At 64.9% G+C, this 16278-nt stretch carries 13 protein-coding genes and 1 tRNA gene; 10 read left to right on the forward strand and 4 right to left on the reverse strand.

Annotated features, from left to right (window positions below):
* Window positions 1-73: 73 nt before the first annotated feature.
* The 4 genes from prfB (at window position 74) to JHC36_RS01170 (ending at window position 5035) form a co-directional block, all read left to right on the forward strand.
* Window positions 74-1178, forward strand: a protein-coding gene (gene prfB, locus JHC36_RS01155) for a peptide chain release factor 2 (protein ID WP_124220038.1) whose coding sequence is annotated in 2 segments (ribosomal slippage) — window positions 74-154 and window positions 156-1178 — 1104 coding nt in all. Because the reading frame shifts where the segments join, the coding sequence is not laid out codon by codon here.
* A 21-nt stretch (window positions 1179-1199) separates the two neighbouring features.
* Complete coding sequence (gene pepN / locus JHC36_RS01160) at window positions 1200-3914, forward strand: aminopeptidase N (protein ID WP_287914814.1); 2715 nt, start codon at window positions 1200-1202, stop codon at window positions 3912-3914.
* A gap of 20 nt (window positions 3915-3934) precedes the next feature.
* On the forward strand, window positions 3935-4948 hold the full coding sequence (locus JHC36_RS01165) for a class 1 fructose-bisphosphatase (protein ID WP_287914817.1): 1014 nt from the start codon (window positions 3935-3937) through the stop codon (window positions 4946-4948).
* Window positions 4949-4959: 11 nt separating this feature from the next.
* Window positions 4960-5035, forward strand: a tRNA-Thr gene (locus JHC36_RS01170).
* 77 nt (window positions 5036-5112) lie between these two features.
* Here the strand turns inward: JHC36_RS01170 and JHC36_RS01175 are convergent.
* Together JHC36_RS01175 and JHC36_RS01180 are read right to left on the reverse strand one after the other, a co-directional pair.
* A complete protein-coding gene (locus tag JHC36_RS01175) occupies window positions 5113-5544 on the reverse strand; it encodes an FKBP-type peptidyl-prolyl cis-trans isomerase (RefSeq protein ID WP_287914819.1) in 432 nt (143 codons plus the stop codon).
* 131 nt (window positions 5545-5675) lie between these two features.
* Window positions 5676-6377 (reverse strand): Bax inhibitor-1/YccA family protein, encoded by a 702-nt coding sequence (locus JHC36_RS01180; protein ID WP_287914822.1) that lies wholly within the window; start codon window positions 6375-6377, stop codon window positions 5676-5678.
* 229 nt (window positions 6378-6606) lie between these two features.
* Here JHC36_RS01180 and JHC36_RS01185 point away from each other — a divergent pair, with 229 nt between their 5' ends.
* Complete coding sequence (locus tag JHC36_RS01185) at window positions 6607-7014, forward strand: GlcG/HbpS family heme-binding protein (protein ID WP_287914824.1); 408 nt, start codon at window positions 6607-6609, stop codon at window positions 7012-7014.
* 129 nt (window positions 7015-7143) lie between these two features.
* Here JHC36_RS01185 and ppsR read toward each other — a convergent pair whose 3' ends face one another.
* The gene (gene ppsR, locus JHC36_RS01190) at window positions 7144-7965 is read right to left on the reverse strand and encodes a posphoenolpyruvate synthetase regulatory kinase/phosphorylase PpsR (RefSeq protein ID WP_287914826.1); all 822 of its coding nucleotides are present in this window, start codon (window positions 7963-7965) and stop codon (window positions 7144-7146) included.
* 211 nt (window positions 7966-8176) lie between these two features.
* On the opposite strand from ppsR, the gene ppsA reads away from it, so the two are divergent.
* The 5 genes from ppsA (at window position 8177) to JHC36_RS01215 (ending at window position 15380) form a co-directional block, all read left to right on the forward strand.
* The gene (gene ppsA / locus JHC36_RS01195) at window positions 8177-10567 is read left to right on the forward strand and encodes a phosphoenolpyruvate synthase (RefSeq protein WP_124220012.1); all 2391 of its coding nucleotides are present in this window, start codon (window positions 8177-8179) and stop codon (window positions 10565-10567) included.
* A 125-nt stretch (window positions 10568-10692) separates the two neighbouring features.
* On the forward strand, window positions 10693-10959 hold the full coding sequence (locus JHC36_RS01200; RefSeq protein WP_287914829.1) for a DUF4212 domain-containing protein: 267 nt from the start codon (window positions 10693-10695) through the stop codon (window positions 10957-10959).
* Between the two features lie 91 nt (window positions 10960-11050).
* Window positions 11051-13138 (forward strand): sodium:solute symporter family protein, encoded by a 2088-nt coding sequence (locus JHC36_RS01205; RefSeq protein WP_287914832.1) that lies wholly within the window; start codon window positions 11051-11053, stop codon window positions 13136-13138.
* 33 nt (window positions 13139-13171) lie between these two features.
* Window positions 13172-13741, forward strand: a complete 570-nt coding sequence (gene dcd, locus JHC36_RS01210) for a dCTP deaminase (RefSeq protein ID WP_124220005.1) — start codon at window positions 13172-13174, stop codon at window positions 13739-13741.
* Between the two features lie 175 nt (window positions 13742-13916).
* On the forward strand, window positions 13917-15380 hold the full coding sequence (locus JHC36_RS01215; protein ID WP_287914834.1) for a DEAD/DEAH box helicase: 1464 nt from the start codon (window positions 13917-13919) through the stop codon (window positions 15378-15380).
* Here the strand turns inward: JHC36_RS01215 and JHC36_RS01220 are convergent.
* Entirely contained in the window at window positions 15364-16254 is an 891-nt protein-coding gene (locus tag JHC36_RS01220; RefSeq protein WP_287914836.1) for a symmetrical bis(5'-nucleosyl)-tetraphosphatase, read from the reverse strand. The two genes, JHC36_RS01215 and JHC36_RS01220, sit on opposite strands and share 17 nt — an antisense overlap.
* Window positions 16255-16278 lie beyond the last annotated feature (24 nt).

The following is a 16278-nucleotide window of genomic DNA, read 5'->3' on the forward strand; positions in this document are numbered from 1 at the left end:
TGCGGGTGCGCTCGCACCCCGCAGCGGCGTGGCTGCGCCGCCCGTGAACATCGAACACCGAGGAATTCCCAGCATGGATGCAGAACACATCAACCAGATCGGCACGCAACTGGCCGACTTGAGCGCCCGCGTGCAGGCGCTACGGGGGTATCTTTGACTACCCTGTCAAAGCCGAACGCCTGAGAACCGTCAACGCCTACCTCGAAGACCCCACCGTCTGGGACGACCCCAAGCGCGCGCAGGAACTGGCGAAGGAAAAGAAGTCCCTCGAGGGCGTGGTGGTCACGCTCGACCATCTCGAACGTGAGCTTGCCGACAATACCGAGCTCTACGAAATGAGCAAGGAAGAGGGTGACGAGGCGAGCCTCGCCACCATCGAAGCCGAGGTCGAAAAGCTCGCCGCCCAGGTCAAGGACCTGGAGTTCCGCCGCATGTTCAACAACCCGGCCGACCCGCTCAACGCCTTCCTCGACATCCAGGCCGGCGCGGGCGGCACCGAGGCTTGCGACTGGGCCAGCATGCTGCTGCGCCAGTATTTGCGCTACGCCGAGCGCAAGGGCTTCAAGGCCACGGTCGAAGACATCACCGAGGGCGACACCGCCGGCATCAAGAGCGCCACCATCAAGGTCGAGGGCGACTATGCCTTCGGCCTCTTGCGCACCGAGACCGGCGTGCACCGCCTGGTGCGCAAGAGCCCCTTCGATTCCTCCGGCGGCCGGCACACCAGCTTTGCGAGCGTGTTCGTCTACCCCGAAATCGACGACACCATCGAAATCGACATCAACCCCGCCGATGTGCGGGTGGATACTTACCGCGCCAGTGGCGCCGGCGGCCAGCACATCAACAAGACCGACTCGGCGGTGCGCCTCACGCACATCCCCACCGGCATCGTGGTGCAATGCCAGGACGGGCGCAGCCAGCACAGCAACCGCGAAACCGCCTGGAAACGGCTGCGTTCGCGCCTGTACGACTTCGAGATGCGCAAGCGCATGGAGGCGCAGCAAAAGCTCGAAGACACCAAGACCGACGTGGGCTGGGGCCACCAGATCCGCTCCTACGTGCTCGACCAGAGCCGCATCAAAGACCTGCGCACCAACTACGAGACCTCGGCCACGCAGAAAGTGCTCGACGGCGACCTCGACCCCTTCATCGAAGCCTCGCTCAAACAGGGCGTCTGAACCCCACTCCAAAGGAACCCCATGTTGCGTGAAGGACAAGCCCTCATCCGGCGCGAAGACTACGCCCCGCCGGCCTACCTCATCGACACCGTCGACCTGTGCTTCGACCTCGACCCGGCCAAGACCCGCGTGCTCAACCGCATGCGCGTGCGCCGCAACCCCGACGTGCCGGCGCAGCCGTTGCGGCTCGACGGCGAGGAACTCAACCTCGCGCGGGTGCTGGTCAACGGCGCGGGCACCTCGTTCAAGCTCGAGGGCAATCAGCTCGTGCTCGAAAGCCTGCCCGAAGGCCCCGAGCCTTTCGAGCTGGAAATCTTCACCACCTGCGCGCCAGCCAAGAACACCCAGCTCTCCGGCCTGTACGTGAGCGAGGGCACCTTCTTTACGCAGTGCGAGGCCGAAGGCTTTCGTCGCATCACCTACTTCCTCGACCGGCCGGATGTGATGGCGAGCTACACCGTCACGCTGCGCGCCGATCGGGCGCAGTATCCGGTGCTGTTGTCCAACGGCAATCTCGTCGAGCAGGGTGAGCTCGAAGGCGGGCGCCACTTCGCGCGCTGGGTCGACCCACATCGCAAGCCCTGCTATTTGTTCGCGCTGGTGGCGGGCAAGCTCGTCGCACGCGAGCAGCGCATCGTCTCGCGGCTGGGCAAAGAACACTTGCTGCAAATCTATGTCCGCGCCGGCGACCTCGACAAGACCGAGCACGCCATGAACTCGCTCATGGCCGCCATCGCCTGGGACGAGGTGCGCTTTGGCCTCTCGCTCGACCTCGAACGCTTCATGATCGTCGCCACCAGCGACTTCAACATGGGCGCGATGGAGAACAAGGGCCTCAACATCTTCAACACCAAGTACGTGCTGGCCAACCCGGCCACCGCGACCGACACCGATTACGCCCACATCGAAAGCGTGGTCGCGCACGAATACTTCCACAACTGGACCGGCAACCGCGTCACCTGCCGCGACTGGTTCCAGCTCTCGCTCAAAGAGGGCTTGACGGTCTACCGCGACCAGGAGTTCAGCCAGGACATGGCTGGCAGCCCCTCGGCGCGTGCGGTGCGCCGCATCGAAGACGTGCGCGTGCTGCGCACGCTGCAGTTTGCCGAGGACAGCGGCCCGATGGCGCACCCCGTGCGGCCGGACCAATACCTCGAGATCAACAACTTCTACACCGTCACGGTCTACGAAAAAGGCGCTGAGCTCGTGCGCATGATGCACACGCTCGTGGGCACCGAGGGTTTCGCGGCCGGCATGAAGCTCTACTTCGAGCGGCACGACGGCCAGGCCGTCACGGTGGATGACTTCGCTGCGGCGATTGCTGACGCCAATCCAGACTCCGAGCTTGCCCGCCGCTTGCCGCAGTTCATGCGCTGGTACAGCCAGGCCGGCACCCCGCATGTGAGCGCCGAGACGCATTTCGACCCGGCCGCGCGCCGCTGGACGCTCAAGCTGAGCCAAAGCTGCCCGCCCACGCCGGGGCAGCCGCACAAGGAACCCTTCGTCATCCCCGTGCGGCTCGCCTTGTTCGACCGCGACGGGCAGCCCTTGCCACTGCGTGTGTCCGCCGACGCGGGCGCCGCCGCCGAGACGACGGGCGAGGCCGCGCCACTCGAGCGGCTGCTGGTGCTCACCGAGCGCGAACAAACCTTCCACTTCGACGGACTCGACGCGCCGCCGGTGCCTTCGCTGCTGCGGGGATTCAGCGCACCCATCGTGCTCGACTTCGACTACACGGATGAGGAGCTGTTGATTTTGTTGGCGCACGACAGCGACCCGTTCAACCGCTGGGAAGCGGCGCAGCGGCTCGTCACGCGCCGCGCGCTCGACTTCATCCGCAGCGATGCCGAAGCCAAGGACGCCAAGGTGCTCGACCCGGCGACGCTCGAGGCGCTGCGCAGCGTGCTGCGTCATCCGGCGCTGGACGCCGCTTTCAAGGAACTCGTGCTCACCCTGCCGGCCGAAACCTGGCTCGCCGAACAGCTCGACGTGGTCGACCCGCAGCGCGTTCACGCCGTGCGCGAGGCCATGCGTGAGCAGCTCGCGCTCGATCTGCACCACGACTGGGTTTGGGCCTGGGAACAGCACCGCGACAACGGTGCCTATCGGCCCGATGCCCGCTCCGCCGGGCGCCGCGCCCTCGCGGGCATGGCGCTCACCATGCTCTGCGTGGCTGCGCGTGAGACGGGTGATGTCGTCTGGCCGGGCAAGACCTACCAGCGCGTCAAGGACGCGACCAACATGACGGACCGCTTCCATGCGCTATCCGCTTTGGTGACCGCCGGGCATGCGCTGGCCGAACCCGCCTTGCAGCATTTCTACGCCATGTTCCGCCACGAACCGCTCGTCATCGACAAATGGTTCGCGCTACAGGCGGGTGCACCGGACCGGGGTGGCGACGTGCTGCCGTTGGTGCGCCAGCTCATGCAGCATCCGGACTTCAACCTGCGCAACCCCAACCGCGCGCGCAGCCTCATCTTCAGCTACTGCAACGCCAATCCCGGCGCTTTCCATCGCGCCGATGCTGCGGGCTATGTGTTCTGGAGTGAACGCGTGCTCGAACTCGACGCGATCAACCCGCAGGTCGCCGCACGTCTCGCACGCGCGCTGGAGCGCTGGAAGAAGCTGGCCGAACCCTGGCGCAGCGCGGCGCGCGAGGCCATCGCGCGGGTGGCCGCCAAGCCCGATCTGAGCAACGACGTGCGCGAGGTCGTCACCCGCGCCTTGGCCGACTGACCCATCCCGAGGAGCACCGCATGGCCCCCAAACCCATCAGTCTCACCCGCTACCTGGTCGAACAGCAGCGCGTCGATGGCCATATTCCGGCCCAGTTGCGCCTGTTGATCGAAGTCGTCGCGCGCGCCTGTAAGCGCATCAGCATCGCCGTCAACAAGGGGGCGGTGGGTGGCGTGCTCGGCTCGGCCGGCTCGGAGAATGTGCAGGGTGAGGTGCAGAAAAAGCTAGACCTCATCGCCAACGAGGTGCTGATCGAGGCCAATGAATGGGGCGGCCACCTTGCAGCCATGGCTTCCGAAGAGATGGACACGATCTATGTCGTGCCCAACCGCTACCCCAAGGGCGAGTACCTGCTGCTGTTCGATCCACTCGACGGCTCGAGCAACATCGACGTCAACGTCAGCATCGGCACCATCTTCAGCGTGCTCAAGATGCCCGAGGACGACCGCGGCGTCGACGAGGGCGACTTTCTGCAGCCCGGCCGACAGCAGGTGGCGGCGGGCTACTGCGTCTACGGCCCGCAGACCACGCTGGTGCTGACCGTGGGAGATGGTGTGGCGATGTTCACCCTCGACCGCGAGCAGGGCTCCTTCGTGCTCACCGAGGAAAACGTCCGAATACCTGCGGACACCCGTGAGTTCGCGATCAACATGAGCAACCTACGGCACTGGGACGCGCCCGTGAAGCGCTACATCGATGAGTGCCTCCAGGGTGCGGACGGCCCGCGCGGCAAGGACTTCAACATGCGCTGGGTGGCCTCGATGGTGGCCGACGTGCATCGCATCATGACCCGCGGCGGCATCTTCATGTACCCCTGGGACAAGCGCGAACCGAACAAGCCCGGCAAGCTGCGCCTGATGTACGAGGCCAATCCCATGGCCTGGTTGGTCGAGCAGGCCGGCGGCGCTGCGACCAACGGACATCAGCGCATTCTGGACATCCAGCCCAAGAGCCTGCATGAGCGTGTGGCGGTGTTTATGGGCTCGAAAAACGAGGTCGAGCGGGTCACGAGCTATCACCAGAACCCGCTATAATGCAGGGCTTCGCCGGCATAGCTCAGTTGGTAGAGCAGCGCATTCGTAATGCGAAGGTCGGGGGTTCGACTCCTCTTGCCGGCACCATCTGATTTCAACGAAAAACGCCCCCGATTCTTACGAGTCGGGGGCGTTTTTTTGTAGGGGCGGGCCGGACGCCGGGGTCAGCTTTCGATGCCGAGGAGTTCCACGTCGAAAGTCAGGACCGCATTGGGCGGAATCACGCCGCCGGCGCCGCGCGTCCCGTAGGCGGTTTCGCTCGGGCAGGTGAGGGTGGCCTTGCCGCCCACTTTCATGGTTTGCAGGCCCTGCGTCCAGCAGGGAATGACACGGTTGAGCGGAAAGCTCGCCGGCTTGCCGCGGCTGTAGGAACTGTCGAACTCCTTGCCGTCGGCGAGGGTGCCGCGGTAGTGCACCCGCACCACGTCGGTAGCCTTGGGGCGGGCGCCGTCACCCACTTTGGCGTGCACGATCTTCACGCCCGAGGGCAGGGTTTCGGTTGGGGCGGCGGGGGCGGAGGCCAGGGCCAGGCCCGCAGCGATGCACAGGCCGAGAAACAGGGCGCTGGCGCGCGGCAGGGATGGGTTGAGAGCCATGTTGTGGACGAATGATGTGAAAAACCCCGGTAGCCCAGCGCGAAACGGTCGATGATTGCTATCAAAAAGTGACCATCTCGGCGGGGCGCCGGGGCAGGGCAGGGGCGCCGGGCGCCCGTGGGTTTACGTGGTCAGTCGCGCTCGCCGCCCATGATGCCGAGCAGTGCGAGCAGGCTCTGGAACACGTTGAAGAGGTCCAGGTAGAGCGCGAGCGTGGCGCTGATGTAATTCGTTTCGCCGCCGTCGATGATCTGCTTGAGGTCGTAGAGCATGAAGGCGCTGAAGATTCCGATCGCCAGCACGGAGAGCGCCATCATGCCGGCGGTGGAGCCGACGAACACGTTGATGATGCCGCCCACCAGGATCGCGAGTGCACCCACCATCAGCCACTTGCCCATGCCCGACAGGTCGCGCTTGATGACGGTCGCGAGGCTCGCCATGGCGAAGAACACGCCGGCGGTGCCGCCGAAGGCCGTCATGATGAGTTCGCTGCCGTTCTTGAAACCCAGCACCATGGCGATGAGCCGCGAGAGCATCAGCCCCATGAAGAAGGTGAAGGCGAGCAACACCGGCACGCCGGCGGCCGAGTTCTTGGTGCGCTCGATGGCGAACATGAAGCCAAAGGCGCCACCAAGGAACACCAGCAGGCCGATGCCGCCCGTGAGGTTGGCGGTGATGCCCGTGGCCACGCCGATCCAGGCGCCCAGCACGGTGGGCAGCAGGCTGAGAGCCAGCAGCCAATAGGTGTTGCGCAGCACGCGGTTGCGTTGCGCGAGCGCGCCAGCACCGCCGTAGGCCGTGCCGGCATCGAGGGTCTGCAGACGGTCGTTCATGCGTATCTCCTTGGAAGTGAATGGCCGGTTTGTCCGGCTGCATGGATTCTAGGGGTCGCCCATGACAGGGCGTGCACCTGGGGCGCGTGATTCCGATGAAATCAAAGGATACCGGCCAGCCCCCGGAGGCCACCGATTCAGTTGCAGGCGTTTTTACCGCCGTGCGGGTGGCCCGGCGGCCGGCTTGCGCTAAGCTGCTGCGCTCACCACTCTGTTCGGACCTCACCGCATGAAATCCACCGTTGTTCTCGAATCCGCCGATGTGAAGGCCGTGGCCGCGGCCGCGGAGGCCGAAGCGCTGGCCCACGGCTGGGCGGTCACGATTGCCATCGTCGACGCGGGCGGGCATTTGCTGCACCTGAACCGCCTCGACGGCGCGCCGCCGATCTCCGCGCACATCGCGCCGGCCAAGGCCCACACGGCGGCGCTCGGTCGTCGCGAAAGCAAGGTCTACGAGGACGTGATCAACGGCGGGCGCACCTCATTTCTCAGTGCGCCGAGCGTCGAGGGATTGCTCGAAGGCGGCGTCCCCATCCTGAAAGACGGCCAGTGCCTGGGCGCGGTCGGCGTCAGCGGCGTGAAGTCCTCGGAAGACGCGCAGATCGCCCGCGCCGGGATCGCGGCACTGGGTTTGTGACCCGAGCGCCTCGCTGCGGTTCGCGGCAATTCGGGCGTGCGAGGCATCCGAACTTGAACCCACTGACTGCAAATCGATCGCCTCGAATGGGCTCGAGGCAGCACTGCGGCGGCCGGCCTGACCCTGCTGTCAGCCCGCAGCTTCGTTGAGCTTGAGCTCTTGCAAGATGGTGGTCGCGATCTCTTCGATCGATTTGTGTGTCGTCGACAGCCACTTGATACCGGCGCGACGCATCATTGCTTCGGCGGCAGCGACCTCGCGGCGGCAGTTTTCGAGGCTGGCGTACTTGGACCCCGGTCGGCGCTCCTGCCGGATTTCGGCCAGGCGCTCGGGTTGGATGCTCAGGCCGAACAACTTCTTCTTGTACGCCAGCAGCGCCGGGGGCAGTTGCTGGCGCTCGAAGTCCTCGGGTATGAGCGGGTAGTTGGCCGCTTTGATGCCGTATTGCATGGCCAGATACAGGCTGGTTGGGGTTTTGCCGCTGCGGCTCACGCCGACGAGGATCACGTCAGCGGCTGCCAGGTCCTGGTCGGACTGGCCGTCGTCATGCGCCAGGGCGAAGTTGATCGCATCGATGCGACGTTGATAGTCGGCACTCTTGCTCGCGTCGCTGAACCGGCCCACGCGGTGGTGCGACTTCACGCCGAGTTCTTCTTCCAGCGGGTGCACGAAGGTCCCGAACATGTCGAGCAACATGCCTTTGCAGTGCTGCTGAATGACGTGCAGCACGTCCATATTGACCAGCGTCGTGAAGACGATCGGCCGGCGTCCCTCATGCTCGGCGGTGTGGTTGATTTGCCGCACCGCCTGATGGGCCTTGTCCACCGTGTCGACGAAGGGGAGGCGGACCGCGCGGAACTGGACGTCGAACTGCGCGAGGATGGCTTTGCCAAAGGTCTCGGCGGTGATGCCGGTTCCGTCGGAAACATAAAAAACGGTGCGTTCAGCCATTTTGGAAGCGTCAAAGTGGATGTCAGCGTCAACTGTAGCGAAGATGCTGGTCCAGCCAGCGCCTAAAATGGCGCATCGGTTTGCCGCTCGCTGCGGCCTTCCCTCAAGAATTCATGCGCTGCTCGGACCCATACGAAGAACTCCAAAGTCCGCAGGCCGTCGCCACGGTCAGCGGCAGCGCGGCTCGGTTTTTTTACTTCTGGAGTCTCCCATGTCTGCACTGTTCGAGCCGACCGCCCTGGTCGTACCGTTTGAGAAACTGAGAATGACCGATGTCGAGGCGGTTGGCGGTAAAAACGCCAGCCTCGGCGAGATGATTTCGCAATTGCCTTCGGGCGTGCGTGTTCCCACCGGCTTCGCGACGACCGCCTACGCCTTCCGGCAGTTTCTGGCGCACGGCGGATTGGCTGAGCGCATCAATGCCCGGCTCGCGGCCCTCGATACCGAGGACGTCCGCGCCCTCGCGTCCGCCGGAGCGGAAATCCGGGCTATGGTCGAGGCGCAACCCTTCCCGCCCGAACTCGAGGCGGCCATCCGTGAGGCGTTTGCGCGACTCGAGGCCGACAACCCCGGCGGTTCGTACGCCGTGCGATCTTCCGCAACCGCAGAGGACCTGCCTGATGCCTCGTTCGCAGGTCAGCAAGAAACCTTCCTCAACGTCGAGGGCATCGAGGAGGTCTTGCACAAGACCAAGGAGGTCTTTGCCAGCCTCTACAACGACCGCGCCATCAGCTACCGCGTGCACAAAGGCTTTTCGCATGAGCATGTCGCGCTCTCGGCCGGCGTGCAGCGCATGGTTCGTTCCGACATCGGCGCCTCGGGCGTGATGTTTACCATCGACACCGAGTCGGGTTTCGACGACGTGGTTTTCATCACCGCCAGCTACGGTCTGGGCGAGACGGTCGTGCAAGGCGCCGTCAACCCCGACGAGTTCTATGTGCACAAGCCCATGCTGCGTGCGGGCAAGCGCGCCGTGATCCGGCGGAACCTCGGCAGCAAGCTGATCCAGATGGTGTTCACCACCCCGCAGGAAAAGGCCGAGACGGGCAAACTCGTCAAAACGGTCGACGTGCCCACGGAGCTGCGCAACCGCTACTGCCTCAGCGATGCGGAGGTCGAGCAACTCGCGCGTTACGCCCTCGTCATCGAGCAGCACTATGGCCGCCCGATGGACATCGAATGGGGCAAAGACGGCAAGGACGGACAGCTCTACATCCTGCAAGCGCGGCCCGAGACGGTCAAGAGCCAGGCTCAGGGCAAGACCGAGCTGCGCTACAAGCTGAAGAACCGCGGGACCATCCTCGCCGAAGGGCGTGCGATTGGCCAGAAAATCGGCACAGGTCCGGTGCGGGTGGTGCACAACATTTCGGAGATGGACAAGGTCCAGCCCGGCGACGTGCTGGTCACCGACATGACCGATCCGAACTGGGAGCCGGTCATGAAACGGGCTGCCGCCATCGTGACCAACCGGGGCGGGCGCACCTGCCATGCAGCCATCATCGCCCGTGAACTGGGCATTCCTGCCGTCGTCGGCTGCGGTGACGCGACCGAACGGCTCAAGGACGGCATGCTCGTGACGGTGAGCTGTGCCGAGGGCGATACCGGCTACATCTACGACGGCTTGCTCGAGGCCGAAGTGACCGAGGTCAGCCGCGGCGCCATGCCGGAGATCTCCACCAAGATCATGATGAACGTCGGCAACCCCCAGTTGGCCTTCGACTTTGCGCAACTACCCAACAGCGGCGTGGGCCTCGCGCGCCTCGAGTTCATCATCAACAACAACATCGGCGTGCATCCCAAGGCCATCCTCGACTACCCGCAGGTCGATCCGGACCTCAAAAAGGCGGTCGAGTCGGCGGCCCGCGGCCACGCCAGCCCCCGCGCTTTTTATGTCGACAAGGTGGCCGAGGGGGTTGCGACCATCGCCGCAGCGTTCTGGCCCAAGCCGGTCATCGTGCGGTTGTCGGACTTCAAGAGCAACGAGTACCGCAAGCTCATGGGCGGCAGCCGCTACGAGCCCGAAGAGGAAAACCCGATGCTCGGTTTCCGCGGCGCGGCACGCTATCTCAGCGCCGACTTTCGCGAGGCGTTTGCGATGGAGTGCGAAGCCCTGCTGCGGGTGCGCAATGACATGGGCCTGACCAACGTGCAGGTCATGGTGCCCTTCGTGCGCACGATCGGGCAGGCAGAGCGTGTCACGGCGCTGCTGGCCGAGTATGGCCTGCGCCGTGGCGAGAACGATCTCAAGCTCATCATGATGTGCGAGGTTCCGAGCAACGCCGTTCTGGCCGAACGCTTCCTCGAGCATTTCGATGGCTTCTCGATCGGCTCGAACGACCTGACCCAACTCACCTTGGGCCTCGACCGGGATTCGGGTCTCGAGCTGCTGGCAGCCGATTTCGACGAGCGCGACCCGGCCGTCATGGCGCTGATCGCGCAGGCGATTCGTGCCTGTCGCGCGGCCGGCAAATACATCGGCATCTGCGGCCAAGGCCCCAGCGACCATCCGGATTTCGCGCTGTGGCTGCGAGATCAGGGAATCAGCTCGATTTCGCTCAACCCGGACTCGGTGATCGACACCTGGAACCAACTGGCGAAATAAGGCAACGCTGAATAAGTTTCCGTGATGGCGCGCGCCCGTCGACCCAGCCGGGCGCTTGGACGCGGTTCCAGTGCTTGGTGAAAACGCGGGTCGACTGCGTCGGAGCAGCGTGCTAGAAACGCCTCATGACGCAACCGAACCCGCTTCCCTCTGCCTCGGAACAGAGTGCCTGGTCGCAAACGCGGCGCCTGACCTTCATCCTGCTTCTCGTCTGGTGGCTGGCGACCATCGCTTTGGTCTGGGGCGCCCCCGGGCTGCAATTTCGCTTCTTCGGTTGGCCCTTTGGTTTTTGGGCGGCTGCGCAGGGCCTGCCCCTGCTGTATCTGTTCATCGTCGTGATCTATGCCCGGCGCGTGCGTCGGATCGAGCGCGATGTGGTACACCCAGCCTAGGCCGCTTAGGACCGAGACGGCCAGCGCGCGAAGCGTTCGGTCGCAGCGCCTGCCCTGAGCGTAGCCCCCGCTGCTTGCACGACGACCCGCGATGCCGCTGCGTACTCCGTCTGCCTTCCGGCGCAATCTGCACCGCGTCTATGGCGTGTTCACGCTCGCCTTCCTGGCGTTTGCGGCCGTGCTCGCCTGGTTGGAATATCTGGGTTTTCCCCGGCAACTCATCGGCCTGATTTTTCTGCTGGCCACGCTGCTGGCCTACGCTGGTTTTGGCTTACTCAGCCGGACCACCGACCCGGACCAGTATTACGTGGCGGGCCGGCAGGTGCCCGCGCTGTACAACGGCGCTGCGACGGCGGCCGATTGGATGTCCGCGGCGTCTTTCATGAGTCTGGCCGGAACCTTGTACGCGACCGGCTACGCCGGGCTGGCTTTCGTTCTGGGTTGGAGCGGGGGCTTCGTGCTGGTGGGCTTGCTGCTGGCGCCGTATCTGCGGCGTCTTGGTCAATACACCATCGCCGACTTCCTGGCGGCGCGCTATGGCGGCAATGGCATACGCGTCGTCGCGGTGCTGTCGACCTTGCTCTGTTCGTTCACCTATGTCGTGGCGCAGATCTATGGCGTCGGACTCATCACGGCGCGCCTGACTGGGCTCGCGTTCGAGATCGGCATCTTCCTCGGGCTCGGAGGGATCCTGGTCTGCTCATTTCTGGGCGGCATGCGCGCCGTGACCTGGACGCAGGTGGGGCAGTTCATCGTGTTGATGCTGGCCTATTTGATTCCCGTGGTCTGGCTGTCGGTCCGGCAGACGGGCGTTCCGGTGCCGCAGCTCGTTTATGGCTACCAGCTCGAGCAAGTCAGCCAGCGCGAACGGGCATTGATCGCGGATCCGGCGGAAATCGAAGTTCGGCAGCGCTATGAGGCGCGGGCGGCAGAGCTCGCGGAAAAGCTCCAGCATCCGAGTGAGTCGCTGGCGGCCGAGCGGGTCGCCGCGACGCTGCGCTCGGCCCAGTTGCGCGCCGCGCACGCTTCGGCCGAGGAAATCGTCGCCGCCGATCGGGCTTTGTTCGGCTTGCCCAAGGATACGACGAGCGCGATTCGCATGTGGGAAGCCGAGCGCGCGCTCGCCGAGTCTCGTGCCAAGCCGCTCAACGGCATGCCGCCCCACGCCGATGCCTTCCCGGCGCCGCCGCAGGCAGGAGCCGAGGTTGCCGATGCTGCCCGGCGCAATTTCCTGGCGCTGGCGTTCTGTCTGATGGTCGGAACGGCGGGACTGCCGCACTTGCTGATGCGGTTCAACACGACGCCCACGGTACACGAGGCCCGGCTTTCCGTCGCTTGGGCGTTGCTGTTCATCGTCATTCTTTACATCAGCGCACCGGCACTGGCCGTGCTCGTGAAATTCGAGATCTTCCACCACGTCATTGGGTCCACGTTTGAGCATCTGCCTGCTTGGATCAAGGCCTGGAGTCAGGTGGATCCGCCCTTGGTCACGGTACGCGACATCAACCGGGATGGCGTCTTGCAGTTGGGCGAGCTGTGGATCGACCCCGACATCATCGTGCTGCTGGCACCGGAAATCGGCGGGCTGCCCTACATCGTGTCCGCGCTCGTTGCGGTCGGCGGCCTGGCTGCGGCGCTTTCGACGGCCGATGGCCTGCTGCTCAGCATTGCCAGCGCATTGAGCCACGATGCCTATTTCCGCCTGCTCGACCCGCAGGCTTCGAATGCCCGGCGGGTGACGATCTCCAAAGTCTTGCTGCTCGTCGTCGCTTTGTGTGCGGCCTATTTGGCGGCGCAGAGGCCGGCAGACATACTGTTCCTGGTCGCTGCGGCGTTTTCATTTGCGGGTGCGGCCTTCTTTCCGGCGCTCGTGCTGGGCGTGTTCTGGAAGCGTGCCACGGCGCAGGCGGCATGGGCGGGCATGATCGTTGGACTTGGGGTGACGATCTTTTACATCGGCTGGACGCACCCCGGCGCACGGGCGCTCTTGGGGCTGAGCGGCACGCCCACGCTCTGGTGGGAGATCGCTCCGAGTGCCGCAGGGATCTTCGGCGTTTTGGCCGGTTTTGCCACCATCGTGGTCTGGAGCCTGCTGACGCCGCCCCCGACGCCCGCGCAGCTCGCGATGGTGGATCGGGTTCGCTCGCCCGATGGCGGGGCGGATTCAACGGCGCCCTAGAATCGAAGCCTCATTTCGCACCGCCGCAACAGCATGACGATCAAAAGTGACCGATGGATCCGGCAGATGGCCGAGACGTACGGAATGATCGAGCCCTTCGAGCCCGGCCAGGTCCGCCAGGCGCCCGATGGGCATCGCATCGTGAGCTACGGCACCAGCAGTTACGGATACGACATCCGCTGTGCCCGCGAATTCAAAGTATTCACCAACATCCACAGCACCGTGGTGGACCCGAAGAACTTCGACGAGAAAAGCTTCGTCGACATCGAGGGCGATGTTTGCATCATTCCACCCAACAGCTTTGCGCTGGCGCGTACGGTCGAATACTTTCGCATCCCGCGCAACGTGTTGACGATCTGCCTGGGCAAGAGCACCTATGCGCGCTGCGGCATCATCGTCAACGTGACACCCTTCGAGCCCGAGTGGGAGGGCTATGTCACGCTCGAGTTTTCGAATACCACACCGCTGCCGGCAAAAATCTACGCCGGTGAGGGCTGCGCACAGGTGCTGTTCTTCGAGAGTGACGAGGTCTGCGAGACCAGCTACAAAGATCGAGGCGGCAAGTATCAAGGTCAGCACGGCGTGACCTTGCCCAAGACCTGAGGCAAGGCTGGGGCAACGCTGAACCAGTCCCTCGCGTGTCGCGCTTCCCGGCTGCGGGGGGGCGTCGGTGCGGTTTGGCGGATCAGGGATAATCCCGCAGTGCGCAAAACGTGGGCACGAGCCGCGGTCGGCAGGGCCGCACACGCCCGGACGCCCGCGATCGCCCGAAAGACCTATGACCCAAACCGTCCCCGAACTTCCCCGTTATGCTGATCTGAATCTGGCCGAGCCGCTCAAGCGAGCGGTGGCTGAAATGGGCTATGAGACGCTCACGCCGATTCAAGCCCAAGCGATTCCGGTGGTCTTGGCCGGGCGGGACGTCATGGGTGCGGCGCAGACCGGCACCGGAAAGACGGCGGCCTTCTCGCTGCCCTTGTTGCAGCGCTTGCTCAAGCACGAGAACGCGTCGACTTCTCCTGCGCGCCATCCCGTCCGGGCGCTCGTCCTCTTGCCCACGCGCGAACTGGCCGACCAGGTGGCGCAGCAGATCAAGCAGTACGCCAAGTACACGCAGTTGCGCAGCGCCGTGGTCTTTGGCGGCATGGACATGAAGCCGCAAACGGCAGAGCTGAAAAAAGGCGTCGAAGTGCTCGTGGCAACGCCGGGGCGTTTGCTCGACCACATCGAGGCGAAGAATGTGGTGCTCAACCAAGTCGAGTATGTCGTTCTCGACGAGGCCGACCGCATGCTCGACATCGGCTTTTTGCCCGATTTGCAACGCATTCTTTCTTATCTGCCCAAGCAGCGAACGACGCTGCTGTTTTCGGCCACCTTCTCCCCGGAGATCAAGCGCCTGGCCAACAGCTACCTGCAAGACCCAATGTTGATCGAGGTCGCCCGGCCGAACGAGACCGCCTCGACCGTGGAGCAGCATTTTTATGCCGTCTCCGACGAGGACAAGCGCCGCGCGATTCATCAGGTGCTGCAGCAGCGGGGGCTGCGCCAGGCGTTCATCTTCGTCAACAGCAAGCTCGGCTGTGCCCGCCTAGCGCGCAGCCTCGAGCGTGAAGGTCTCAAGACCACGGCGCTGCACGGCGACAAAAGCCAGGACGAGCGCCTCAAGGCGCTCAACGCGTTCAAGGCCGGCGAGGTCGATTTGCTCGTTGCGACCGACGTCGCCGCGCGCGGCCTGGACATCAAGGATGTGCCGGCGGTGTTCAATTTCGATGTGCCGTTCAACGCCGAAGACTACGTGCACCGCATCGGGCGCACCGGCCGGGCCGGGGCCTCGGGCCTTGCCGTGACCTTGGTGTCACCTTCGGATGCGCGATTGATCGCGGACATCGAAAAACTGCTCAAACGCAAGATCGAACTCGAACGTCTCGACCTCGGAGGGGCCCCTGATCGCGAAGCGCGTCGCTCCAGCGCAGACGCGCCCGAGCGTTCCCTGCGCAGCGCGCGCGAGCCGCGGCAGGCAGAACGTTCGGAAGATGGAGGGTTCGAGCGCTCGAACGCACGTCGTCGCCCCATTGCCCCGCGCGCCCCGGTCGACCCCTTCTTTTCGAAGCCCTACGAGCCGCCGGCGGCAGCGGCCGAGCCTGCTGCTTCTGCCGGGCCTTCGGCGCCCGCAGCAGCGGGGCCGAGCGCGCCCCAGCGGGCCCGCCGGAAGGTGGCGGCGTTGTTCAAGCCGGGCGGTTGAGCGGAGTACGGCCGGCCTCGTTGCCGCCTGGGTCTGCCCGCACGGCCCGAGGGTTCTGGGCTTGTGGGCACCGAACCGTGATCCGCTCGCGGTCCCGTGGGTCTTCGCTCAGCCGGACGGCCGTCAATTGACCCCCCCAGACGCAACCCGAGTCGAGAGCCAAAACGTCCCGCCGGTCGAGCCAGCCCAGCGTCGACCAGTGCCCAAAGGCCACGGTGACGTCGCGCGTGCGCCGCTCGGGGATATCGAACCAGGGCAGGTAGCCGGGTGGGGCGGCGTCCGCCCCCTCTTTGGTCTCGAATTCCATCGTGCCGTCGCGGCTGCAAAAGCGCAGGCGGGTCAAGGCATTGACGACGACGCGCAGGCGCTCAATGCCCTGGAGCTCGGGGGACCAGCGACGAGGATCGTTGCCGTACATGTCCCGCAAGAATTCTGGCCGCGCCGGGCTGCGCAAGACCGACTCGATCTCGGCTGCGCAAGCGAGGGTGTCGGTGACGGTCCATTGGGGCAGGACGCCTGCGTGCACCATCAGCGTTTCGCGCTCGAAGTGCGCCAGGGACTGCCGCGCGAGCCACTCGATCAACCGGCTCCGGTCGGGCGCTTCGAGGATGTCGCCGATGGTGTCGCCGCGCCGCACGGGCTGCACGCCCGCGGCCACGGCCAGCAGGTGAAGGTCATGATTGCCCAGCAGGCAGGTCGCCGCGCCTTCGAGCCGTTGTAATCGACGCAGGACGCCGAGCGAGTCGGGACCCCGGTTGACCAGGTCGCCGAGTAAAACGATGCGGTCGCGGCTCGGTGAGTAGCCGATTTCGTCGAGCAGTTGGCCCAGCGCGGCGTTGCAGCCCTGAACGTCCCCGATACAGTAGAGTGCCATGGCCTCGATTTTCGCCTGCCTTCG

The organism is Tibeticola sp. (assembly GCF_022759015.1).
GTDB classification, from domain to species: domain Bacteria; phylum Pseudomonadota; class Gammaproteobacteria; order Burkholderiales; family Burkholderiaceae_C; genus Tibeticola; species Tibeticola sediminis.

What these genes read in the sequence shown, in the direction of transcription:
- JHC36_RS01205 (WP_287914832.1), top strand. Translation starts at nt 11,051, where the DNA reads ATGCCGCTGCGTACTCCGTCTGCCTTCCGGCGCAATCTGCACCGCGTC.
- JHC36_RS01220 (WP_287914836.1), bottom strand. Translation starts at nt 16,254, where the DNA reads ATGGCACTCTACTGTATCGGGGACGTTCAGGGCTGCAACGCCGCGCTG.
- JHC36_RS01200 (WP_287914829.1), top strand. Translation starts at nt 10,693, where the DNA reads ATGACGCAACCGAACCCGCTTCCCTCTGCCTCGGAACAGAGTGCCTGG.
- JHC36_RS01165 (WP_287914817.1), top strand. Translation starts at nt 3,935, where the DNA reads ATGGCCCCCAAACCCATCAGTCTCACCCGCTACCTGGTCGAACAGCAG.
- ppsA (WP_124220012.1), top strand. Translation starts at nt 8,177, where the DNA reads ATGTCTGCACTGTTCGAGCCGACCGCCCTGGTCGTACCGTTTGAGAAA.
- dcd (WP_124220005.1), top strand. Translation starts at nt 13,172, where the DNA reads ATGACGATCAAAAGTGACCGATGGATCCGGCAGATGGCCGAGACGTAC.
- ppsR (WP_287914826.1), bottom strand. Translation starts at nt 7,965, where the DNA reads ATGGCTGAACGCACCGTTTTTTATGTTTCCGACGGAACCGGCATCACC.
- JHC36_RS01175 (WP_287914819.1), bottom strand. Translation starts at nt 5,544, where the DNA reads ATGGCTCTCAACCCATCCCTGCCGCGCGCCAGCGCCCTGTTTCTCGGC.
- JHC36_RS01180 (WP_287914822.1), bottom strand. Translation starts at nt 6,377, where the DNA reads ATGAACGACCGTCTGCAGACCCTCGATGCCGGCACGGCCTACGGCGGT.
- pepN (WP_287914814.1), top strand. Translation starts at nt 1,200, where the DNA reads ATGTTGCGTGAAGGACAAGCCCTCATCCGGCGCGAAGACTACGCCCCG.
- JHC36_RS01185 (WP_287914824.1), top strand. Translation starts at nt 6,607, where the DNA reads ATGAAATCCACCGTTGTTCTCGAATCCGCCGATGTGAAGGCCGTGGCC.
- JHC36_RS01215 (WP_287914834.1), top strand. Translation starts at nt 13,917, where the DNA reads ATGACCCAAACCGTCCCCGAACTTCCCCGTTATGCTGATCTGAATCTG.